The organism is Promicromonospora sp. Marseille-Q5078 (assembly GCF_050315395.1).
Taxonomy (GTDB): Bacteria; Actinomycetota; Actinomycetes; order Actinomycetales; family Cellulomonadaceae; genus Isoptericola.
The window spans coordinates 1,883,908-1,905,529 of the sequence record NZ_JBNPQG010000001.1 but is presented as its reverse complement, the minus strand read 5'-3'; the positions used below and the strand labels follow the sequence as shown (position 1 = coordinate 1,905,529).

Here is a 21,622-nt window from a genome sequence, read left to right as displayed (position 1 = left end):
CCCTGCCCCCCGTCGGCCCCGGCACCGCCGGCGCGCCCGACGGCGGCCCGGCGCCCGCCGACGTGCTCGCCCGGTTCGGCCCCGCCACGCGCTCGTGGTTCGCCGGCGCCTTCGCCGCGCCGACGGCGGCCCAGGCGGGCGCCTGGGAGGCCATCAGCTCCGACCGGCACGCGCTCGTCGTCGCGCCGACCGGCTCCGGCAAGACGCTCGCCGCCTTCCTCTGGGCCATCGACCGCCTCACCACCGAGCCGCCGCCCGAGCGGGCGCGCCGCTGCCGCGTGCTGTACGTGTCGCCCCTGAAGGCGCTGGCCGCCGACGTCCAGCGCAACCTCCGCTCGCCGCTCGCCGGCATCCGGCAGGCCGCCGCCCGCGACGGCCTGACCGTCGAGGAGGTGACGGTCGGCGCCCGCACCGGCGACACCCCGACCTCCGAGCGGCGGGCCTTCGCCACCCGGCCGCCGGACGTGCTGGTCACCACCCCGGAGTCGCTGTTCCTGGTGCTCACCTCCCAGGCCCGCGCCGGGCTCGCGGGCGTGCAGACGGTCGTCCTGGACGAGATCCACGCGGTGGCCGGCACCAAGCGCGGCGCGCACCTCGCGCTGAGCCTGGAGCGCCTCGACGAGCTGCTCGACCGGCCGGCGCAGCGGATCGGGCTGTCCGCCACCGTCCGTCCGGTGGAGACGGTCGCCGCGTTCCTGGGCGGCCATCGCGCGCCGGCCGAGGGCGGGCGCGAGACCGTCGTCGTGCAGCCCGAGGCCACCAAGAAGTGGGACATCCAGGTGGTCGTCCCCGTGCCCGACCTGGCCGACCTGGACTCCGCCCAGGGCGTGCCGGACCCGACCGCGCCCGGCCCGGCGGCCACCGCGCCGGAGGGCTCCCGGCCCGGCGGCGGGCTCGGCGACGAGGAGCTGGACCTCACCGGCGACGCGACGGCGCCCCTGCGGCGCGCGTCGGTGTGGCCGCACGTGGAGGAGCGGGTGGTGGACCTGGTCGCCGGGCACCGCTCGACGCTGGTGTTCACCAACTCCCGCCGCGGCGCCGAGCGGCTCACCGCGCGGGTGAACGAGATCTGGGCGGAGCGCTCCGGCGTCGAGCTCCCCGAGCCGGGCACGCAGTGGCCCGCGCAGGCCCAGGCGCAGTCCGGCGCGTCCGTCGGCCTGCCGCCCGCGGACGCCGGCGGGGCGGAGGTGCTCGCGCGCGCCCACCACGGCTCGATGAGCCGCGTGGAGCGCACCCGCACCGAGTCCGACCTCAAGGCGGGTCGCCTGCCGGCCGTGGTCGCCACGTCGTCGCTCGAGCTCGGCATCGACATGGGCGCCGTCGACCTGGTGGTGCAGGTCGGGGCGCCGCCCTCGGTGGCGAGCGGGCTGCAGCGCATCGGCCGCGCCGGGCACCAGGTGGGCGCGGTCTCGCACGGCGTCGTCTTCCCGACGTTCCGCGGCGACCTCGTGCCCGCCACCGTGGTGGCGCAGCGGATGCGCGCGGGCGAGATCGAGCACCTGCACGTGCCGGCGAACCCGCTCGACGTGCTCGCGCAGCAGGTGGTGGCGGCGCTCGCCACCGACGACTGGCCGGCCGACGACCTCCTCGCCACGTTCCGCCGCGCGCACCCGTTCCGCGCGCTCGGCGACGGGACCTGGCGCGCCGTGCTGGACATGCTCGCCGGGCGCTACCCGAGCGAGGACTTCGCGGAGCTGCGCGCGCGGATCGTCTGGGACCGCGCCACCGGACTCCTCTCGGGCCGGCCCGGCGCGCTGCGGCTCGCCGCCACCAGCGGCGGCACCATCCCGGACCGCGGGCTGTACGGCGTCTACCTGGCCACCGAGCCGCCCGCCTCGGGCTCGCCCGCCGACGACGGCGCCGGCGCAGCCGCGCGGCCCCGGGGCGGCAAGCGCGTGGGCGAGCTGGACGAGGAGATGGTCTACGAGTCGCGGGTCGGCGACACGTTCACCCTCGGCTCCTCCACGTGGCGCATCGAGGAGATCACCCCCGACCGGGTGCTCGTGACCCCGGCCCCCGGCCTCCCCGGACGGCTGCCGTTCTGGAAGGGCGACTCCCCCGGCCGCCCGGCGGAGCTCGGCCGCGCCGTCGGCGCGTTCGTCCGCGAGACCGACGCGCTCCTGGCCGACGACGAGGCACGCGGGACCGGGCGGGGCCGTGCCGGCCTGCGGGACGCGGGCCTCGACGCCTGGGCGGCGGACAACCTCGCGTCGTACCTCGGCGAGCAACGCCGCGCGACCGGCCGGCTCCCCGACGACCGGACGGTGGTCGTGGAGCGCTTCCGCGACGAGCTGGGCGACTGGCGCGTGGTGATCCACTCCCCGTTCGGCGCGCCGGTGCACGCACCGTGGGCGCTGGTCGTGGCGGCGCGCCTGCGGGCGCGCTACGGCACGGACGTGGCCGCGATGCACGCCGACGACGGGATCGTGCTGCGCCTGCCGGACGCCGGCGACGCGGGCTGGGACCTCGGCGGCCCGGGGTGGGACCTCGGCGGGGACGGCGCGGCCGGGGACGGCGCGCGCGACAGCGGCGACGGGCCGGCCGTGACCGCGGAGGACCTGCTCGTCGACCCCGACGAGGTACTCGGCGCGGTGCGCGACGAGCTGGGCGGCTCGGTGATGTTCGCGGCCCGCTTCCGCGAGGCCGCCGCCCGAGCGCTGCTGCTGCCGCGCCGCCGTCCCGACCGGCGCCAGCCCCTGTGGCAGCAGCGCCAGCGGGCGTCGCAGCTGCTGCAGGTGGCGTCGCAGTTCCCGGACTTCCCGATCATGCTCGAGGCGGCGCGCGAGTGCCTGCGCGACGACTTCGACGTCGCCGCGCTCACCGAGCTCATGGGCGACCTGCAGGCGGGCCGCGTGCGCCTCGTCGAGGTCACGACGCCGTCGCCGTCACCCTTCGCCCAGGCGCTCCTGTTCGGGTACACCGCGCAGTTCCTCTACGACGGCGACGCCCCGCTCGCCGAGCGGCGCGCGGCGGCCCTCTCCCTGGACCCCGACCTGCTGTCCGAGCTGCTGGGCGAGCAGGGCGCGACCGCGCTGGCCGACCTGCTCGACCCGGGCGCGGTCGAGCGGACCCAGGCCGAGCTGCAGGCCCTCGCCGCGGAGCGCCACGCCCGCGACGCCGAGGGGCTGTGGGACGTCCTGCGACGCACCGGCCCGCACCCCGCCTCGGCGCTGCGGGCCCGGGCGCGCGAGGACGTCCGTGACCAGGTCGACGCCTGGCTCGCCGACCTCGAGGCCTCCCGGCGGGTGATCCGGGTGCGGCTCGGGGGGCTGCAGGGCGACGACGCCGAGCAGTGGGCCGTCGTGGAGGACGCCGGCCGGCTGCGGGACGCCCTCGGCGTCGCCCTGCCGGTCGGCGTGCCGGAGACGTTCACGGAGCCCGTCGCCGACCCGCTGGGCGACCTGGTGCGCCGGCACGCACGCACGCACGGACCGTTCGCCGCGGCCGACGTCGCGCGCCGGTTCGGGCTCGGGATCGCGGTCGTGGCGCAGGTGCTGGCCCGCCTGGAGGCTCGCGGGACCGTGGTCCGCGGCGCCCTGCTCCCCTCGTCGCTGGGCGGCACGGGCGACGAGTGGTGCGACCCCGAGGTGCTGCGCACCCTGCGGCGCCGGTCGCTCGCCGCGCTGCGGGCCGAGGTCGAGCCGGTGGAGCCGGAGGCCCTGGGCGTCTTCCTCCCGCGCTGGCAGGGCATCGGGCTGCGCGTGGGCGGCACGGGCGGCAGCGGCGGCACCCTGCGCGGCCCCGACGGCGTGCTGCGCGCGGTCGAGCAGCTCTCCGGCGCGGCGGTGCCGGCGTCGGCGCTCGAGACGCTCGTGCTCCCCGCCCGCGTGGCGGACTACTCCCCCGCCGTCCTCGACGAGCTCACCACCGCCGGCGAGGTGCTGTGGTGCGGCCACGGCCGGCTGCCGGGCTCCGGCGGCGGGGACGGCATGGTCAGCCTGCACCTGGCGGACGGCGCGCCGCTGACCCTGCGCGACCCGGACCCCGTGGCCGAGAGCGGCCCGCTCGACAGCGACCTGCACCGGGCGGTGCTCGACCTGCTCACGGGCTCCGGCGGGTTCTTCCTGCCCCGGCTGGCCGAGCTCGCCGACGCGAGCCAGACCACGACGCTCGAGGCGCTGTGGGACCTCGCCTGGGCGGGCTGGGTCACGAACGACCGCCTCGGGCCGCTGCGCGAGGCGCTGGGCGGCTCGACGCGGCGCGGCGGCGGCGCCCACCGCGCGCCTGCCGCCCCGGGCCGGGCACGCCCGGTGCGGGCGTCCCGGTTCGGGCTGGCGCGGCCGACGTCCGCCGCCGCGGTGCCCCGCACCGGCGGGGGGCGGTGGTCGGCGCTGCCCGCGGTGGAGCAGGACCCCACCGTCCGCGCGCACGCGCTCACCCAGGTGCTCCTGGAGCGGCACGGCGTGCTGACCCGCGCCGCTGCCCCGGCGGAGGGCGTGACGTCACGGTTCCGGGACGTCTACCGCGTGCTCCGCGGGCTCGAGGAGCGGGGCGCCGCGCGGCGGGGCTACTTCGTCGAGGGGCTCGGCGGCTCCCAGTTCGCGCTGCCCGGCGCGGTCGACCAGCTGCGCACCGACGCCGCCGACCGCGCGCGCGCCCTCGACGCGCTCGTCGAGGGCGCGGAGGGGACGCGGGCCGATCCCGGCGCCGTGCTGCTCGCCGCGACCGACCCGGCCAACCCCTACGGCGCGGCGGTCGCGTGGCCCCGCACGCCGGCGGGCGGAGGCTCGGCCGACGACGGCGCGGGCGCCCACCGCCCGGGCCGCAAGGCCGGGGCCGTCGTCGTCCTCGTGGACGGCGAGCTGGTGCTCTTCGTCGAGCGAGGCGGTCGCACCGTGCTGTCGTTCGGCCGGGGCGACGCCGGCGACGGCGCGCGCCTCGCCGCGGCGGCGCGGCTGCTCACGGCGGACACCCGCGCGGGGCGGCTCGGCCGCGTCACGGTGCAGCGGGTCGACGGGGTGCCGGCGCTCTCCGCGGCCCGGGACCGCACCCCCGCCGCGGCGGCGCTGCTCGACTCCGGCTTCGGCGTGACCCCGCGCGGGCTGCGCCCGGCGTAGGCGGCGACCGTGCCCGAGGGAGACGTGCTGCGCCTGACGGCTGAGCGGCTGGGCGTCGCGCTCGGCGGCTCGCCGCTGGTCCGCGCAGAGCTGCGCTGGCCGTCCGCGGCGGGCGTCGACCTCGTGGGCGCCACCGTGCGCACGTCGGTGGCGTACGGCAAGCACCTCCTGCTGCGCCTCGACGACGGTCGCACGCTGCACACGCACCTGCGCATGGACGGCTCGTGGCGGGTGTACCGCACGGGCACGCGCGAGGCCGCCGGCCGTTCGCCCGCCGTCCGCGCCGTGCTGGCCACCGCGTCGTGGACGTGCGTCGGCCTCCAGCTCGGCATGCTCGACGTGCTGCGCACCCGCGACGAGCCCCGGCTGCTGGGCCACCTCGGGCCCGACGTGCTGGCCGACGACTTCCCGGACCGCCTCGACGAGGCCGCCGGCCGGGTCGCCGCGGCTCCCGGTCGCCCGCTCTGCGTCGCCCTGCTCGACCAGCGGACGGTGGCGGGCCTCGGCACGATCTGGACCGCGGAGTCGCTGTTCGCCACGCGCCGTTGGCCGTGGACCCCCGCGGGCGCGCTGGGCGACGACGCCCGCCGCGCGCTGCTCGGCACCGCACGACGGCTCATGACGCGCAGCGTCGAGGTCGGCCGCCGTGCCGGGCTGGGTGCCGTCGAGCTCGCGGTGCACGGCCGGCACCGGGCGCCGTGCCGTCGCTGCCGCACGCCCGTCGCGCTCGGCAGCACCGCCGGGCCGGGGGCACGCCCCGACGGCGGCGAGCGCGCGATCTACTGGTGCCCCACCTGCCAGGCGGGGCCCTGACCGGGCACGGCACGTGCAGGACAGGCGCGGACAGAGCAAAGGATCCGGCCCCCCGAGCTGAGCTCGCGGGACCGGATCCTTGTGCTGCTCGGGGCGACCCGGTCGGGTCAGCCCACCGGCGCGAGGTCTCCGCGGACCGCCTGGTCGGCGTCGGCGTCGCGCGTCTCGCAGCCCTTGCTGAGCATGCCGGCGAAGACGTCCGCCGGGATCGTGTCGGGGATGTGCAGGCCCTCCGCCACCGCGATGCGGTCGCTCACCTCACGCAGCACGAGGGACATCGGCACGTCGAGCGCGTCGCAGATCGAGGCCAGCAGCTCCGACGACGCCTCCTTCTGCCCACGCTCCACCTCGCTCAGGTACCCGAGCGAGACTCTCGCAGCGGACGACACCTCACGCAGGGTGCGCCCCTGGCGCTGCCGCGCGTCACGCAGCACGTCGCCGATCTCACGTCGCAGTACGACCATCTCGCGCCCCCTCTCCGTGGCCGATCGTCCCGGCTCAGGACCGGTCATGACCGGTTTCCTCGTCCGTCCTGTCGTTCCCCTGGCTCCAGGGGTGGCACTACCGTACCGCGCGCCCGGCCCGCCCGGCTTGGCGTGGCGCGTATCGAGACGGCTTCGTGCCCTGTCACTGATCACACCTGCCGCAACGCGCGCACCCGGGTGCTTGTTCCCGCGGTCACGACCTCCGACAGCCTCGTCACGCGTCCTTCACAGGCGCGCGCGGCCCGGGACGCCCCGGGCGCGCCGTCCCCTCGCGGGGCGCCGCGGCCCCGGTCCGCTCGAGCGCGAGCGCCAGCACCGCACGGACGGCGGCCGCGCGCACGGCGCCTCGGTCGCCCGCCAGGTCCAGCCGCCGCACCGCGTCGCCGGCCGGCGTGCTGACGGCGACGTAGACCTCGCCCGGCGGATGTCCGTCCTGCGGGTCGGGGCCGGCCACGCCGGTCGTCGCGAGGCCGACGTCGGCGGCGACGACGCGCCGGACGCCCACCGCCATCTGGCGCGCGACGTCCGGGTCCACCGGCCCGCGCTCCGCGAGCAGGTCCTCGTCGACCCCCAGGGCCGATGCCTTGACGTCCGTCGCGTACGCGACGACCCCGCCGCGGACCACGGCGGACGCCCCCGGCACGTCGACGAGCGTCGCGACCACGAGTCCGCCGGTCAGGGACTCCGCGGCGGCCAGCGTCCAGCCGCGCGCGCGGGCGGCGTCGAGCACCGCCGGCGCGAGCAGCTCCGCGGCCGGAGGGCCGCCCCGGCCGGCCGCGCCGCCGGTGCCGCCGGTCATGGCGCCGGACGCGGCCCGGCCTCGCGCCGGCCCGCGGCGAGGAGCCGCCACCCCTGCACGAAGTAGTCGACGCCCGTCACGACGGTCACGACGATCGCCAGCCAGAGCACGACCCACGCCACGACGTGCACCGCCTCGGGCAGGGCCGCCAGGGGCAGGAGGAAGAGCGTGATCGCCACGGCCTGCAGCACCGTCTTCAGCTTGCCGCCGCGCGAGGCCGGCATGACGGCGTACCGCAGCACGACCATGCGCAGCGCGGTGACGCCCAGCTCGCGGACGAGGATGATCGTGGGCACCCACCAGGGCAGCTCCCCCAGCGGCCAGCAGAGCAGGATGAGGGCGGCACCGACGAGCGCCTTGTCCGCGATCGGGTCGAGGATCTTGCCGACGTCGGTGACCAGGTTGCGCGACCGCGCGAGGTAGCCGTCCACGCGGTCGCTGATGGCGGCCACCACGAAGACGCCGGTGGCGACGAGCCGCCAGGTCACGGAGTCGCCCCCGTCCATCAGCAAGGTCCAGGCGAACACCGGCACGAGCGCGATGCGCACGAGGGTCACCGCGTTGGCGACGTTCCAGGGCGAGGGCGCTTCATTGACCACCGGGCCACCCTATCGGGGCGCCGCCCGCTCCCGGACGCCGCCGGGCCGGCACGTGACCGGCACGCATCGGCGGCCTGCGTGCGCGGCGACCTGCCGCGCACGGGCCCCGGCGCAGTACTCTCCTGCCGTGCCCCGCCACGCGTCCGACGACGGACGGCCAGCGCGACGACGACGCCTCGCCGTCCTCGCGGCGCTGTCCGGCGCCGTCGTCGGGGTGGCAGCGACCCTCGCCCTCGGCGGCTCGCTCGACCGGGCGGCACCGCCCCCGGCACCGGAGGCCGGCGCCCCCGCCGGCACCGGCGCCCCGTCCGGCCCCGGAGAGCCCAGCCCGTCGCCGAGCCCGACCCCCCTGCCGGCGGTGTTCACCCTGCTCGCGGGCGGGGACCTCCTCCCCCACTCACCGGTCGTCACCTCCGCGGGCGGGCCCGACGACGCCGACTTCACGCCGCTGCTCGCGGGCCTCGACGCCTGGGTGCAGGGCGCCGACCTCGCGCTGTGCCACCTCGAGGTGCCGGTGGCGCCGAAGGGCACACCACCGGGCGGCTATCCCCTGTTCGCCGCCCCGCCCGGGCTCGTGCGGGACCTGGCAGAGCAGGGCTGGGACGGCTGCTCCACCGCGTCCAACCACGCGGTCGACCGCGGGTACGACGGCGTGCGGGCCACCATCCGCCGCCTGGAGGCCGCGGGGATGGGGCACGCGGGGACGGCACGCAGCGAGGCCGAGCAGGACGAGCCGCAGCGGTACGTGCTCGAGCGCGAGGGGCGCGGCATCACCGTCGCCCACCTCTCCGCCACCTACGGGCTCAACGGCCTGCCGATGCCGGCGGACGCCCCGTGGGCGGTCGACCTCATCGACGCCGGCCGCCTGGTGGACCAGGCGCGGGCCGCCCGCGAGGACGGGGCCGACATCGTGGTGGTCAGCCTGCACGCCGGGGTCGAGTACACCGAGGTGCTCACGGACCAGCAGGAGGACGTCGTGAAGCGCCTCGCCCGGTCGCGGGCGGTCGACCTCGTCATCGGGCACCACGCGCACGTGCCGCAGCGGATCGACCGCGTGGGCAAGGGGCCGGACGGCCACGGGATGTGGGTCGCGTACGGGCTGGGCAACCTGCTGTCCAACCAGAGCGCCGACTGCTGCGACGCCCGCACCAGCAACGGCGTGCTGCTCTCCGCCACGTTCACGCAGGACGCGCCGGACGACCCGACCCGCGTGACGGGCGTGCGCTGGACCGGGACCTCGGTGGACATCGGCGCCGGGCACGAGGTGCACGCGCTGCCCGACGTCCTCGGCGACCCGGGGAGCACGTCGCTCTCCGGGGCCGAGCTCGCGGCCCGCGAAGAGCACGTGCGCGAGGCCGTGGGCGGCGCCGCGCCCGAGCGGGAGAGGCCGCCGACCACCACGGGCCCGCCCCCGCGGGTGCTCCCGCGGGACTGACGGCCGACGGTCGACCGCGGCGCCCGACGGGTCAGCGCCAGCCGTGCTCCGGGTCGGTGTCGGCGTCGTCGTGGTAGTCCGTCGCCACCGGCGGTGCGTGCCCGTCCGTGCCGTCGGCGTAGGCGTCCGCCGGGGCGGCGCCCGACGAGGCGCCGTCGTCCGCGTCCTGGTCGTACGCCTGCGGCGTCTCGCCGCGGATCAGCGCCAGCGCCGAGGGCAGCTCGTCCGGGGCGACCAGCACCTCGCGCGCCTTCGACCCCTCCGACGGCCCGACGATCTCGCGCGACTCCAGCAGGTCCATGAGGCGGCCCGCCTTCGCGAAGCCGACGCGGAGCTTGCGCTGCAGCATCGACGTGGACCCGAACTGCGTGGTCACCACGAGCTCGGTCGCCTGCAGCAGCAGGTCGAGGTCGTCGCCGATGTCCTCGTCCACCTGCTTCTTGGCCGCGGCCGGCGCGGTGACGTCCTCGCGGTAGACGGGCTTGAGCTGCGCCTTCACGTGCTCGACGACGCTGTGCACCTCGGACTCCGTGACCCAGGCGCCCTGCACGCGCATCGGCTTCGCCGCGCCCATGGGCAGGAAGAGCGCGTCGCCCTGCCCGATCAGCTTCTCGGCGCCGGGCTGGTCGAGGACCACGCGGGAGTCCGCGAGCGACGACGTCGCGAAGGCGAGGCGGGAGGGCACGTTCGCCTTGATGAGGCCCGTGACGACGTCGACCGACGGCCGCTGCGTGGCGAGCACCAGGTGGATGCCGGCCGCGCGGGCGAGCTGCGTGATGCGCTGGATCGATGCCTCGACGTCGCGCGGGGCGACCATCATGAGGTCCGCGAGCTCGTCGACCACGACCAGCAGGTACGGGTACGGCGCGATCTTGCGCTCGGAGCCCGGCAGCGGCTTCACCTTGCCCGCCCGGACGGCGGTGTTGAAGTCGTCGACGTGCTTGTACCCGAACGTCGCCAGGTCGTCGTAGCGGGCGTCCATCTCGCGCACCACCCAGTCGAGGGCCTCCGCGGCCTTCTTGGGGCTGGTGATGATGGGCGTGATGAGGTGCGGGATGCCCTCGTAGATGGTCAGCTCGACGCGCTTGGGGTCGACGAGGACCAGCCGCACCTGCTCCGGCGTGGCCCGCATGAGGATCGAGGTGATGAGCGAGTTGATGAAGCTCGACTTGCCGGCGCCGGTCGCACCCGCCACGAGGATGTGCGGCATCTTCGCGAGGTTCGCGACGACGTAGCCGCCCTCGACGTCCTTGCCCACGCCCATGACCATGGGGTGCTCGGTGCGGCGGGCCGCCGACGAGCGCAGCACGTCGCCGAGCACGACCGTCTCGCGGTCGGAGTTCGGGATCTCGATGCCGATCGCCGACTTGCCCGGGATCGGCGACAGGATCCGCACGTCCGCGCTGGCCACCGCGTACGCGATGTTGTTGGACAGCGAGGTGATGCGCTCGACCTTGGTCTTCGCGCCCACCTCGACCTCGTAGCGCGTGACCGTGGGGCCGCGGGTGAAGCCCGTGACCTGGGCGTCGACGCCGAAGTCCTCGAAGACCTTGGTGAGCGACTCGACCACCCGGTCGTTCGCCGCCGAGCGCGTCTTGTGCGGCGCGCCCTTGCCCAGGGACTCCTCGCTCGGCAGCAGGTAGACGATGTCGCCGTCCAGCATCGGCTGCTCGGCGCGCCCCATCGGGGGCAGGTCGCCGGCGGGCGTCTTCGGGTCGGCCGGCGGCTCCGGCACGGCGTCGACGGGCGCCGTCGCGGCGGCCGCGCCGACGCGCTGCGTCGCGGCGGCCTTGCCGGCCTTCGGCGTGCCCCCGGTCCGGGCGGCGGCGGCCTCCTTCTCCAGCGTCGCCGCCTTCTCGAACGCCTCGTCGCCGACGTACTCCTCGAGGCCGGCGGCCTCGGCCGCCTCGGCCGCGCGCTGGGCCTTCGTCTTGCGCGTGCGCTTCGTGCGCGGCGCCGGGTCCGTGCCGTCGTGCCGCGAGACGCCCTCGGCGAGGGCGAGCCCGTCGTCGGCCGCGGCCTCGTCGGGGCGGTGGTTCCCGGTCAGCCGGTCGTAGAGCCCGCGCACGCGCTCGGGGATGCGGTGCACCGGCGTGGCCGTGACCACGAGGAGCCCGAAGAACCCGAGCAGCAGGAACAGCGGGACGGCCACCCACTGGGTCAGGCCGGTCACCACGGGGGTGGCGGCGAGGTAGCCGATGATGCCGCCGGCGTCCTGCAGCGCGGCGAAGCCGTCGCTGGGCGCGGGCGTGCCCTCGGCGATCGCGACGAGGGCGCACACGGACAGCACGATGAAGGTGAGTCCGATGGCGACGCGGGAGTTGGCCTGGGCCCGTTCGGGGTGCCGCATGACGCGGAACCCGAGCCACAGCAGCAGCACGGGGACCGCGACGCCGGCCAGGCCGACGGTCCCGGCGACGACGGCGTGCACGACGGTGCCGAAGGTGCCGGAGATCCCCCACCACTCGCGCGCGGCCACGACCAGCGCGAGGGCGACGAGAAAGAAGGCGACGCCGTCTCGGCGGTGCTCGGGTTCCAGGTCTCTTGCTCCCTTGGTGATGCTGCGGGTCAGGCTGCCGACCCCGTGCGCGACGCCGAGGTACAGGCCGCGCACGGCCCGCACGGGCCACGACGGGCCCGACCTCGCCGGCCGGCGAGCGGGCGCCCGGCGCCCGCTCCCCTTGCCGGAACCCTTGCCAGATCCCTTGCCCGATCGGGCGGAGGTCGAGGCACGGGACGACGAGGTGCGTGCGGGCGCACGCTTGGTCGGAGCGGCCACGGATGCGGTCCGCCCCGTTCTCGCCGTACCCCGCGGAGTCCCGGTGATCCTGCGGGCGGGTGTCCGGGTCGCCATGATGCTCCCACGGTACCCGGGGGGCGGGTCACGACGCCGCAGGTCCCGGGCGCGTGTTGCCGGGTCAGCCCGCGACGAGCAGGCCGACGGCCAGCGTCACGACGCCCGCCGCGAGCACGGCGGCCCCGGCGGGCAGGAGCAGGACGGCGCGGTTCGGCGAGGTCCGGCCCGCGCCCATGGCGGACAGGAAGAACCCTGCCGGCATGAGGATCGCGGCCACCAGCACGCCGGTCGCTGCGAGCCAGAGCCAGGCACCGGCGAGGTCCGTGGCCTCGGCCAGGAGGACGCAGAGCAGGCCCAGGATCACGAGCACGCCGGCGTGCGCGTGGCCGGCGCGGAAGAACGAGGTCTGGAAGGGTGTCGCGGCGACCTTGCCGGTGACCACGGTGACGAGGAAGTACCCGCCGGACTCGATGGCGACGACCGTCAGCAGCACGACGCCCGCGGTGATGCGGGCGGCGTCGGTGAGCTCGAGCACGGGGACCTCCGGGAGCCGGAACGTTTGCGAACACTGTTATAGAACATCGTTCGCAAACCCACGTCAAGGGGTCTACGCTCGGCGCATGCCGCGACCTCGACTCCACGACGACGCCCTGCGCACCCGCCTGCTGGAGGTCACGTCCGAGGCGCTGTCCGCGGGCGGGGAGCAGGCCGTCACCGTGCGCGGCGTCGCGGCGACCGCGGGGACCAGCGCGTCGGCGGTGTACGCGCTCTTCGGCTCGCGCGAGGAGCTCCTCGCCGCCGTGAGCGCCGAGGGGTTCCGGCGCTTCGCCGTCCACCTCGCCGCCGTGCCGGCCACGGACGACCCCGCGGGCGACCTGCGCGCGCTGGGGGTCGCGTACCGCCGCAGCGCGCTCGCCGACCCGCACTTCTACCGGGCGATGTTCGACCGCGCCGTCCGGCCGGGCGCCGACGCGCCGCCCGCCGTCGACCAGCCCACGTTCCGCGTCCTCCGCGACGCCGTGGCCCGCGTGCTCGGCGCCCCGCCGGCGCAGGTGGAGCCCGTCGCGATCGGGCTGTGGGGCCTGGTGCACGGCCTCGTCTCGCTCGAGCTGGCCGGGCTGCTGCCGGGCGACGAGGCCGCGCGCGCCGCGCGGTACGACGCCGCGACGGGCGCCGTCGGGCCCGCGCTGCTCGCGCGCTGACCGCCTCGCGGACGGTCGCCCCGCGTCCGGAGGGCGGAGCCGGATCAGGCCCCGGCGCGCCACTCCTCCACGGCCGCCACGTGCGTCGCGACCTGCGCGGGCGGCAGGAAGGACCCCCGGAACGACGCGGCGGCGAGGTCGGCGCGCTGGTCGCGCGTCAGGCCGAACGCGGCGGTCACGGCGTCGTCGACCTCGTCGACGTAGCCGCCGAAGTACGACGGGTCGTCGGAGTTCAGGGACACGTTCAGGCCCGCCTCGAGCATGGCCGGCAACGGGTGCGCGTCGAGGGACGACACCGCGCGCAGGCGGACGTTGGAGACCGGGCACACCGTGAGCGGCACCCGGTCCCGCACGAGCCGGGCGACGACGTCGGCGTCCTCCATCGCGCGGATGCCGTGGTCCACGCGCTCGACGCCCAGCACGTCCAGCACCTCCGTGACGTGCCATGCCGGGCCCTCCTCGGCGGCGTGGGCCGTGCGGCGCAGCCCGTGCGCCGCGGCCTTGGCGAACGCGGGCGCGAACGGGGCGGCCGGGAACCCGACCTCGGTGGAGGCGAGGCCGACGCCCGCGACCGGCGCGCCCAGGGCCAGCAGGTCGTCGAGGAGCTCGTCCGCCTCCGCGGCGGGGCGGTGCCGCAGGAAGGCGGCGATCATCAGGCCCGAGACGCCGAGCTCCGCCTCGCCGTCGGACAGGCCGCGGGCGACGCCCGTCACGACCTCCTGGAGGGGGACCCCGCGCGCGAGGTGGGTCTGCAGGTCGACCATGAGCTCCGCGTGCCGCACGCCGCCGGCCGCCGCGCGGCGCATGTACGCGACCGTCAGGTCCGCGAAGTCCTCGGCCGTGCGCAGCACCTGCGACGTCGCGTGGTAGAGGTCGAGGAACGACTGCAGGTCGGTGAAGTCGTACGCCGCGCGCAGCGCCTGCGGGTCCGCGAAGGGCAGCCGCACCCGGTTCCGCTCGGCGAGGGCGAACGCCAGCTCGGGCTCGAGGGTCCCTTCCAGGTGCAGGTGCAGCTCGGCGCGCGGCGGGCGCGCCAGGGGCGTCGCGGAGGAAGTCATGCCTGGCAGGTTACGTGGCGCGCCGGCCCGCTCAGGCGCCCGGCGCGAGCCGTGCCCGCAGCGCCCCGGTGATCTCGCGCACCAGCCCGACCCAGAGCACGACGCCCGCCACGGCCGCGACCGCCGCGAGGCCCTCGAACGCCGGGACGGCCGCGGGGTCGCCGAACCCCAGGCCCGACGACGCGAAGGCCGCCTGGTTCGACGCCCACAGGCCCACGAGCCAGCAGGCCCACCACCCGCCGAGCCCTCTCGATGCCGTCGACGCCGTCGATGCCGTCGATGCCGGCGTGCCCACGGCGGCCGCACGCACGTCGCGCACCACCTGGAACGGGAACCACAGGGACACGACGGGGACCACCCAGCCCAGCCAGACCCACACGGGCCGGCGGACCTGACGGACCGACGGCGACAGGGCCGTGGCCGTCGCGCGGCACTGCTGGAGCCACAGGCACGCGACGACGAACGTGGCGACCTGGACGGGGACGGTGACCGAGCCGAGCACGTCGTAGGCCGTCCGGACCGCCGCCGAGGACCCGCCCGACGCGAGCGCCCCGTCGTCGGGCGCGACCGCCCCGAGGGACGTCGCCAGGAGGGCGAGCTGCAGCACCGTCCAGACCGCGGCCATGGCGATCGTCGCCGTCGCGAGCCCGGTCGGCACCGTCCGCACCGCCGGCGCTGTCGGCGCCGTCGTGCCCGGCACGCCCGCGACGGGCGGGGCGAGCGGGCTCCCCGGCGGCGCGTACGCGCCGTACCGCGGCTCCGCCGCCGGCGGCGGTGCGGGCCGCTCGACCGGGGGCGTCGTCGCGGGCGGGACGGCGCCGGACGGCGGGGCGAACGGGTCGGGGTGCGTCATCGAGACCTCCGGGAACGCAGACGGGCGGCGTGGCCGCGCCAGCATAGTGGCGCGGCCACGCCGCCCGGAGCCTCGCCCGGTGCGCGGAGCCGTCAGGCCTCCACGACCACCGGCACGATCATCGGGCGACGGCGCAGGCGCCGGTTCACCCACTGGCCGATGACGCGGCGCATCACCTGCTGCAGCTGGTAGGTGTCGGTGGCGCCCCCCGCGATGGCGGTCTCGAGCGCGGCGACGACGTCCGGCTGGACCTCCTCGAAGACCGCCGCGTCCTCGGCCATGCCGCGCGCCAGGATCTGCGGGCCCGCGAGCACCTTGCCCGTGGCGGTGTCGACGACGGCGAAGACCGAGACGAAGCCCTCCTCCGCGAGCGTCCGGCGGTCCTTGAGCTCGTTCTCCGTCACGGCGCCGACGGTCGAGCCGTCGACGAAGACGTAGCCGCACGGCACCGCGCCCACGACGGACGCCTTGCCGTCCACGAGGTCGACGACGACGCCGTCCTCGGCGAGCACGACGCGGTCGGCGGGCACGCCCGTACGGACGGCGAGCGCCCCGTTGGCCACGAGGTGGCGGACCTCGCCGTGCACCGGCATGACGTTGCGCGGCTTGAGCACGTTGTAGCAGTACAGGAGCTCGCCGGCGCTGGCGTGCCCGGAGACGTGCACCTTGGCGTTGCCGGAGTGCACGACGCGCGCGCCGAGGCGGGTGAGCCCGTTGATGACCCGGAACACGGAGTTCTCGTTGCCCGGGATGAGCGACGAGGCGAGGATCACCGTGTCGCCGTGCCCGACCTGGACCTTGTGGTCGCCGTTCGCCATCCGGCTGAGGGCGGCCATCGGCTCGCCCTGGGACCCGGTGGACATGTAGACGATGCGGTCGTCGGGCAGGCTCGCGGCCTGCCTGAGCTCGACGAGGACCCCCGGCGGGACGTCGAGGTAGCCCAGCTCGGAGGCGATGCCCATGTTGCGCACCATCGAGCGGCCGACGAGCGCGACCTTGCGGCCGTGCGCGTGCGCGGCGTTGAGCACCTGCTGCACGCGGTGCACGTGCGAGGAGAACGACGCGACGACGATCCGCTTCTCCGCCTGCGCGAACGCGGCGTCCAGCGCCGGGCCGATCTCGACCTCGTTGGTGACGAACCCGGGCACCTCGGCGTTGGTGGAGTCGACCATGAACAGGTCGACGCCCTTCTCCCCCAGCCGGGCGAACGCGCGCAGGTCGGTGATCCGGCCGTCGAGCGGCAGCTGGTCCATCTTGAAGTCGCCGGTGTGCAGCACCGTGCCGGCGCCGGTCGTGACGGCGACGGCGAGCGCGTCCGGGATCGAGTGGTTGACGGCCACGAACTCGCAGTCGAAGGGGCCGAACCGCTCGGTCTGGTCCTCCGCCACGACGCGCAGCACCGGCCGGATGCGGTGCTCCTTGAGCTTGGCCTCGACGAACGCGAGGGTGAGCCGCGAGCCGACGAGCGGGATGTCCCGGCGCAGCCGCAGCAGGTAGGGCACGGCGCCGATGTGGTCCTCGTGCCCGTGGGTGAGGACGATCGCCTCGATGTCGTCGAGACGGTCCTTGATGTACTCGAAGTCCGGCAGGATCAGGTCCACGCCGGGCTGGTGGTCCTCGGGGAAGAGGACGCCGCAGTCGATGACCAGCAGGCGCCCCTCGTACTCGAGGACGGCCATGTTGCGACCCACCTCGCCCAGGCCGCCGAGGGCCACGATGCGCAGCCCCTTCGACGGCAGGGCGGGGGCAGGGGAAGTTCGGGGTGAGGGTGGCTCACGGGGCCTCCAGGCCGATCGGTCTTACGGAAGTGTGGTGGCGCCCGCGCGGACGCCGTCGTTCAGGTAGCCCGCCGTGGCGAGGGCGTCGCGCACCAGCGCGACGTCGTCCTCGGAGGCGGCCACGTTCGGGAGCCGCAGCTCGCGGTTGTCGAGGACGCCGAGCGCCTCGAGCGCGGCCTTGACCATGACGGCCTGCGCGCCGGCGCCGTTCATCGCCTCGATCACGGGCACGGTGGGCAGGAACGCCTCGAGGGCGCCGGCCGTGTCGCCCGCGTCCCAGCGGCGCACGACCTCGGCGAACGCCCCGCCCACGACGTGTGCGGAGACGGAGACGATGCCGGCGCCGCCGACGGACAGGAAGGGCAGCAGCAGGCTGTCGTCGCCCGAGTACCAGGCGAGCCCGGTCTCGGCGCGCAGGCGGGCGGCGGACGCCACGTCGCCGGTGGCGTCCTTGGTGGCGACGACCTTCGGGTGCGTCGCGATGCGCTGGTACGTCGACGCGGCGATCCGCACGCAGGTGCGGCCGGGGACGTCGTACAGCATGACGGGCAGGTCGGTGGCGTCCGCCACCGTGGCGAAGTGCCGGTAGAGGCCCTCCTGGGAGGGACGCGAGTAGTAGGGCGAGACGACGAGCAGCCCGTGCGCGCCGGCCTCCGCCGCCTGCTCGGCCATGCGGACCGCGTGCACCGTGTCGTTCGAGCCGGCGCCCGCGAGGACGAACGCGCGGTCGCCCACGGCGGCCACGACGGCGGCCACGAGGTCGGCCTTCTCGGGGGTGTGCGTCGCCGGCGACTCGCCGGTGGTACCCGACAGCACGAGCCCGTCGTTGCCCTCGTCCACCAGGCGCTTCGCCACGCGCACCGCCGCGTCGAGGTCCAGGTCGCCCGACGGCGTCATGGGCGTGGCCATCGCGGTGAGGACTGCGCCGAACGGGCGCGCGGCGGTGGGGGCGAGCGTCATGAGGTCAACCGTACCGGGCGCGACCGCCCGGGACGGACGGGCTCACCCGGCGAGCAGCGCGCGCACGCGCCGGGCGACGGCGGACGCGTCGCCCGCGTCGGCGTCGACGCGGGTCACCCCGGGCAGGCGCGCCACGCCCCGCAGACCGGCCGCGTAGGCGGCGACCGCGTCCGCGTCGAGGCCGCGGCGGTGCGCCGCGCCGTCGTCCGCCACCCGCCGTGCGACCGTCGCCGGCTCGGCCTCCAGGAGCGCGTGCGCGAAGCGCGCTCCCCCGTCGGCCGCGGCCCGCTCGAACCGGGCCACCTGGTCGGGGCGCGCCACCAGCTGCGGCACGACGACGTCGGCGCCCGCGCGCAGGTGCGAGCGCGCCATGTCCAGGGCGAGGCGGCGCGCCGGCTCCGCGGTGGCGGCCGGGTCGCCCGAGATCAGGGCGCGGACCAGGTCGACGTCGAGCACGAGCGTCCCCGGCCGCCCCGCCGCGAGCGCCGCCGCGACGCTCGACTTGCCGACGCCCGGCAGCCCGTTGAGGAGCAGCAGCGTCACCCAGCCCCCGGCCCGTGCCTCGTCCATCCGACGATCCTAGGGAGCGCCCCGGGACGACGTGCGAGCGCTTCCCGTGTCGAGCGGACCGCGCGCTGTGCATACTCGGGTGCATGAGCTCGCTGTCCCCCGCGCTGGTGGCACACCTGCCGACCGGCATGCTCGCCGACGGCCAGTGGACCGCGGCCTCCGGCGGCCGGACCTTCGAGGTCACCGACCCGGCGACCGGCGAGGTCCTGTTCGACGTCGCCGACGCGTCCCCCGAGGACGGCCGACGGGCGCTCGCGTCTGCCGCGGACGCCGCGGCCGCGTGGCGCGCCGTCGCCCCCCGCGAGCGCTCCGAGGTGCTCCGCGCCGTGTACGAGCGGATCGTCGCGCGCAGCGACGCGTTCGCCTCCCTCATCACGGCCGAGTGCGGCAAGCCACTGCCCGAGGCGCGTGCCGAGGTGGCGTACGGCGCCGACTTCCTGCGTTGGTACGCCGAGCAGGCGGTCCGCGCGGACGGGCTGGTCCGCACCGCGCCCGCCGGGGCGAACCGGCAGCTCGTGCACCGGCGGCCCGTCGGGCCGGCGCTGCTCGTCACCCCCTGGAACTTCCCCATCGCGATGGCGACCCGCAAGATCGGGCCCGCGCTCGCCGCCGGCTGCACGGTCGTCGTCAAGCCGGCCCACCTGACGCCGCTGACCACCATGCTGGTGGCCGAGGTGATCCGCTCCGAGCTGGCCGACCGCGGGCTGCCGCGCTCCGTCGTGAACGTCGTGCCGACGGCGTCCTCCTCCGACCTGGTGGCGCCCCTGCTCGGCGACGACCGGCTGCGCAAGCTCTCCTTCACCGGCTCCACGGCCGTGGGCCGCACCCTGCTCAAGCAGTCCGCCGACCAGGTGCTGCGCACGTCGATGGAGCTGGGCGGCAACGCGCCGTTCGTCGTCTTCGGGGACGCCGACCTCGACGCCGCCGTCGAGGGCGCCGTCGTCGCCAAGCTGCGCAACGCCGGGCAGTCGTGCGTCGCGGCCAACCGCTTCCTCGTGCACGACTCCGTGGCGCGGACGTTCGCGCAGCGCCTCGCCGACCGCTTCGCCGCCCTGCGCGTGGGCCCGGGCGACCACGACGGCGTCGACGTCGGGCCCCTCATCGACGCGAAGGCCGTCGCCAAGGTGGCCGAGCTCGTGGACGACGCGTCCGACCACGGCGCGCAGGTGCTCACCGGGGGCCGACGGCTCGACGGACCCGGCACGTTCTTCGAGCCGACCGTGCTCTCCGGCGTCGGAGCGGACGCGCGGGTCGTGCGCGAGGAGATCTTCGGGCCCGTGGCGCCCGTCGTGGCGTTCGCCGACGACGACGAGGCGTTCGCCCTCGCCAACGACACCGAGTACGGTCTCGCCGCCTACGCGTACACGACCTCCCTGGACCGTGCGCTGCGGGTCGGCTCCGAGATCGACGCCGGGATGATCGGGATCAACCGCGGCATGGTGTCGGACGCGAGCGCGCCGTTCGGCGGGGTCAAGCAGTCCGGGCTGGGGCGCGAGGGCGGCGAGGCGGGGCTCGAGGAGTACCTGGAGACCGTGTACGTGGCCCTCTGAGCACACTGCACCCCCGGCCCGTGCGGCCCGTCCTCCGGGACCCGTTTCCCGCGTCCCGGCGGGCCGTGGTCAACTACCGGCGTGACACGTGAAGAGGGGCGGGACCCGGCGGTGCGGTCCGCCGTCCGCCAGGGGGCGAGCGTGGCGCTCGCCACCGGCCTGTACGGGATCTCGTTCGGGGCGCTGTCGGTCGTGGCGGGCGTGAGCGTGCCGCAGACCATGGCGCTGAGCCTGCTGCTCTTCTCCGGCGGGTCGCAGTTCGCCCTCATCGGCGTCGTCGCCGCGGGCGGGTCCCCCGTGGCGGCCGTCGCCACGTCCACCCTGCTGGGCGTGCGCAACGCCCTGTACGGCGCCGTCGTCGCCCCCCTGCTCGACGTGCGGGGCTGGCGCCGGCTGGCCGCCGCCCAGCTCACGATCGACGAGTCGACGGCGGTGGCCGTGGGCCAGCGGGAGCCCGCCGCCACCCGGGCTGGGTTCTGGGCCACGGGGATCGGCGTCTTCGTGCTCTGGAACGCGTTCACGCTGCTCGGCGCTCTCGCGGGCGACGCGCTCGGCGACCCCCGCGCGTGGGGGCTGGACGCCGCCGCCGGGGCCGCGTTCCTCGCGCTCGTGTGGCCGCGCCTCGCCGCGCGCCGGGCCCAGGTCGTCGCCGCGCTCGCCGTGGCCGTCACGGCGGCCCTGATCCCCGTGGTCCCCGCGGGCGTGCCCGTGCTCGCGGCCGCCGCAGTGGCGATCGTCGTCGGGCTCGTCGCGACGCCGCGTCCCGGGGGTGCGGCCGCATGACCACCACCGTGCTGTGGGTCACCGTGCTCGTCGCGTCCCTGCTCAGCTTCGCCCTCAAGCTCGCCGGCCACCTGATCCCCGAGCACTGGCTCGCGACCGACCGGGTGCAGCGCACGTCGACGCTCGTCACCGTGGCCCTGCTCGTCTCGCTCGTCGTGGTGCAGACCTTCGCGGACGGCCAGTCGCTCGTCGTCGACGCGCGTGTGCCCGCGCTGGCCGTCGCCGCGGTCGCGCTCGCGCTGCGCGCGCCGTTCATCCTGGTGGTCGTGCTCGCCGCCGCCACCGCGGCGGGGCTGCGCGCGCTCGGCTGGGGCTAGCGCCACCCTGCGTCCGGCGGGCCCGCGCACTCACTAGGGTGGCCGGATGGCACTCTTCCGCGAGACGGCCGACGTCTCGGTCCGCCCGGCCGTCCCCGGCGACGAGGACGCGGTCACCCGCGTCCAGGTCTCCGCCTGGCGGTCGACGCACGAGACCGCACTGGGCGACGGCGTCGTCGACCAGCTCGACACGGACACCATGCGCGAGCGCTGGGCGCGGGCGATCTCCGCGCCGCCGGGCCCGGGCTTCGCCGTCCTCGTCGCCCTCGACGGGCCGGAGGTGGTCGGCTTCGCCGCCGTCGCCCCGGGCCAGCTGGTCGCGCTCGAGGTCGAGCCGCGGCACCAGCGGGGCGGTCACGGCTCCCGCCTGCTCTCGGCCGCGGTCGACCGGCTGCGCACGGACGGCGCCGAGCAGGTCGTCACGTGGGTGCTCGACGACGACGCGGCACGCGAACGGTTCCTGTCGTCGGCAGGGCTCGGCCCGGACGGCACCGAGCGCACGCTGGCGACCGGCGTGCGGGACGTCGTCGAGCGGCGCTGGTCCGCCGGCATCTGACCCGCACCGC

At 76.5% G+C, this 21,622-nt stretch carries 17 protein-coding genes and 1 pseudogene; 8 read left to right on the top strand and 10 right to left on the bottom strand.

What is annotated here, in order from left to right:
- Window positions 1-62 precede the first annotated feature (62 nt).
- Both ACQFYA_RS08815 and ACQFYA_RS08810 read left to right on the top strand, forming a co-directional pair.
- On the top strand, window positions 63-5,057 hold the full coding sequence (locus ACQFYA_RS08815) for an Lhr family helicase (RefSeq protein ID WP_499127485.1): 4,995 nt from the start codon (window positions 63-65) through the stop codon (window positions 5,055-5,057).
- A gap of 9 nt (window positions 5,058-5,066) precedes the next feature.
- Window positions 5,067-5,870, top strand: a complete 804-nt coding sequence (locus tag ACQFYA_RS08810; protein WP_499123149.1) for a DNA-formamidopyrimidine glycosylase family protein — start codon at window positions 5,067-5,069, stop codon at window positions 5,868-5,870.
- A gap of 107 nt (window positions 5,871-5,977) precedes the next feature.
- Here the strand turns inward: ACQFYA_RS08810 and ACQFYA_RS08805 are convergent, their stop codons facing one another.
- The 3 genes from ACQFYA_RS08805 to pgsA form a co-directional block, all read right to left on the bottom strand.
- On the bottom strand, window positions 5,978-6,334 hold the full coding sequence (locus ACQFYA_RS08805; RefSeq protein ID WP_499123147.1) for a helix-turn-helix domain-containing protein: 357 nt from the start codon (window positions 6,332-6,334) through the stop codon (window positions 5,978-5,980).
- Between the two features lie 235 nt (window positions 6,335-6,569).
- Complete coding sequence (locus ACQFYA_RS08800) at window positions 6,570-7,154, bottom strand: CinA family protein (RefSeq protein ID WP_499123144.1); 585 nt, start codon at window positions 7,152-7,154, stop codon at window positions 6,570-6,572.
- Entirely contained in the window at window positions 7,151-7,753 is a 603-nt protein-coding gene (gene pgsA / locus ACQFYA_RS08795; RefSeq protein ID WP_499123142.1) for a CDP-diacylglycerol--glycerol-3-phosphate 3-phosphatidyltransferase, read from the bottom strand. The genes ACQFYA_RS08800 and pgsA overlap by 4 nt, the downstream gene beginning before the upstream one ends.
- Before the next feature lie 127 nt (window positions 7,754-7,880).
- On the opposite strand from pgsA, the gene ACQFYA_RS08790 reads away from it, so the two are divergent.
- Entirely contained in the window at window positions 7,881-9,188 is a 1,308-nt protein-coding gene (locus tag ACQFYA_RS08790) for a CapA family protein (RefSeq protein WP_499123139.1), read from the top strand.
- 31 nt (window positions 9,189-9,219) lie between these two features.
- On the opposite strand, the gene ACQFYA_RS08785 is transcribed toward ACQFYA_RS08790, so the two are convergent.
- Window positions 9,220-11,802 carry an FtsK/SpoIIIE family DNA translocase gene (locus tag ACQFYA_RS08785; RefSeq protein WP_499123138.1) on the bottom strand — a complete coding sequence of 861 codons (2,583 nt, stop codon included), beginning with the start codon at window positions 11,800-11,802 and terminating at the stop codon, window positions 9,220-9,222.
- Window positions 11,803-12,106: 304 nt separating this feature from the next.
- The gene (locus ACQFYA_RS08780) at window positions 12,107-12,520 is read right to left on the bottom strand and encodes a hypothetical protein (protein ID WP_499123135.1); all 414 of its coding nucleotides are present in this window, start codon (window positions 12,518-12,520) and stop codon (window positions 12,107-12,109) included.
- Between the two features lie 85 nt (window positions 12,521-12,605).
- Between ACQFYA_RS08780 and ACQFYA_RS08775 the strand changes: the two genes are divergently transcribed.
- Entirely contained in the window at window positions 12,606-13,187 is a 582-nt protein-coding gene (locus tag ACQFYA_RS08775; RefSeq protein WP_499123133.1) for a TetR/AcrR family transcriptional regulator, read from the top strand.
- Window positions 13,188-13,231: 44 nt separating this feature from the next.
- On the opposite strand, the gene add is transcribed toward ACQFYA_RS08775, so the two are convergent.
- The 5 genes and pseudogenes from add to ACQFYA_RS08750 form a co-directional block, all read right to left on the bottom strand.
- A complete protein-coding gene (add, locus tag ACQFYA_RS08770; RefSeq protein ID WP_499123130.1) occupies window positions 13,232-14,245 on the bottom strand; it encodes an adenosine deaminase in 1,014 nt (337 codons plus the stop codon).
- A gap of 31 nt (window positions 14,246-14,276) precedes the next feature.
- Window positions 14,277-15,098 (bottom strand): DUF4328 domain-containing protein, encoded by an 822-nt coding sequence (locus tag ACQFYA_RS08765; RefSeq protein WP_499123128.1) that lies wholly within the window; start codon window positions 15,096-15,098, stop codon window positions 14,277-14,279.
- Between the two features lie 92 nt (window positions 15,099-15,190).
- A pseudogene (locus ACQFYA_RS08760) lies at window positions 15,191-16,875 on the bottom strand (ribonuclease J).
- A 22-nt stretch (window positions 16,876-16,897) separates the two neighbouring features.
- Window positions 16,898-17,836: a 4-hydroxy-tetrahydrodipicolinate synthase gene (gene dapA / locus ACQFYA_RS08755; protein WP_499123126.1), complete on the bottom strand. Its 939-nt coding sequence runs from the start codon at window positions 17,834-17,836 to the stop codon at window positions 16,898-16,900.
- 42 nt (window positions 17,837-17,878) lie between these two features.
- Window positions 17,879-18,406 carry an AAA family ATPase gene (locus tag ACQFYA_RS08750; protein WP_499123124.1) on the bottom strand — a complete coding sequence of 176 codons (528 nt, stop codon included), beginning with the start codon at window positions 18,404-18,406 and terminating at the stop codon, window positions 17,879-17,881.
- An 83-nt stretch (window positions 18,407-18,489) separates the two neighbouring features.
- Here ACQFYA_RS08750 and ACQFYA_RS08745 point away from each other — a divergent pair, with 83 nt between their 5' ends.
- From ACQFYA_RS08745 to ACQFYA_RS08730, 4 genes are all read left to right on the top strand, one after another.
- On the top strand, window positions 18,490-19,956 hold the full coding sequence (locus ACQFYA_RS08745) for an NAD-dependent succinate-semialdehyde dehydrogenase (RefSeq protein WP_499123123.1): 1,467 nt from the start codon (window positions 18,490-18,492) through the stop codon (window positions 19,954-19,956).
- 81 nt (window positions 19,957-20,037) lie between these two features.
- Window positions 20,038-20,739, top strand: coding sequence for an AzlC family ABC transporter permease (locus tag ACQFYA_RS08740; protein WP_499123120.1), 702 nt, complete (start codon window positions 20,038-20,040; stop codon window positions 20,737-20,739).
- Window positions 20,736-21,056, top strand: coding sequence for an AzlD domain-containing protein (locus ACQFYA_RS08735; RefSeq protein WP_499123118.1), 321 nt, complete (start codon window positions 20,736-20,738; stop codon window positions 21,054-21,056). Before ACQFYA_RS08740 ends, ACQFYA_RS08735 begins: the two co-directional genes overlap by 4 nt.
- Window positions 21,057-21,102: 46 nt before the next feature.
- Window positions 21,103-21,612 carry a GNAT family N-acetyltransferase gene (locus tag ACQFYA_RS08730; RefSeq protein WP_499123116.1) on the top strand — a complete coding sequence of 170 codons (510 nt, stop codon included), beginning with the start codon at window positions 21,103-21,105 and terminating at the stop codon, window positions 21,610-21,612.
- Window positions 21,613-21,622: the final 10 nt, after the last annotated feature.

Bases quoted from the DNA above. Each gene is read 5' to 3' on its own strand.
- ACQFYA_RS08805 (WP_499123147.1), bottom strand. From the start codon at position 6,334: ATGGTCGTACTGCGACGTGAGATCGGCGACGTGCTGCGTGACGCGCGG.
- ACQFYA_RS08800 (WP_499123144.1), bottom strand. From the start codon at position 7,154: ATGACCGGCGGCACCGGCGGCGCGGCCGGCCGGGGCGGCCCTCCGGCC.
- ACQFYA_RS08775 (WP_499123133.1), top strand. From the start codon at position 12,606: ATGCCGCGACCTCGACTCCACGACGACGCCCTGCGCACCCGCCTGCTG.
- add (WP_499123130.1), bottom strand. From the start codon at position 14,245: ATGACTTCCTCCGCGACGCCCCTGGCGCGCCCGCCGCGCGCCGAGCTG.
- ACQFYA_RS08765 (WP_499123128.1), bottom strand. From the start codon at position 15,098: ATGACGCACCCCGACCCGTTCGCCCCGCCGTCCGGCGCCGTCCCGCCC.
- dapA (WP_499123126.1), bottom strand. From the start codon at position 17,836: ATGACGCTCGCCCCCACCGCCGCGCGCCCGTTCGGCGCAGTCCTCACC.
- ACQFYA_RS08750 (WP_499123124.1), bottom strand. From the start codon at position 18,406: ATGGACGAGGCACGGGCCGGGGGCTGGGTGACGCTGCTGCTCCTCAAC.
- ACQFYA_RS08745 (WP_499123123.1), top strand. From the start codon at position 18,490: ATGAGCTCGCTGTCCCCCGCGCTGGTGGCACACCTGCCGACCGGCATG.
- ACQFYA_RS08735 (WP_499123118.1), top strand. From the start codon at position 20,736: ATGACCACCACCGTGCTGTGGGTCACCGTGCTCGTCGCGTCCCTGCTC.
- ACQFYA_RS08730 (WP_499123116.1), top strand. From the start codon at position 21,103: ATGGCACTCTTCCGCGAGACGGCCGACGTCTCGGTCCGCCCGGCCGTC.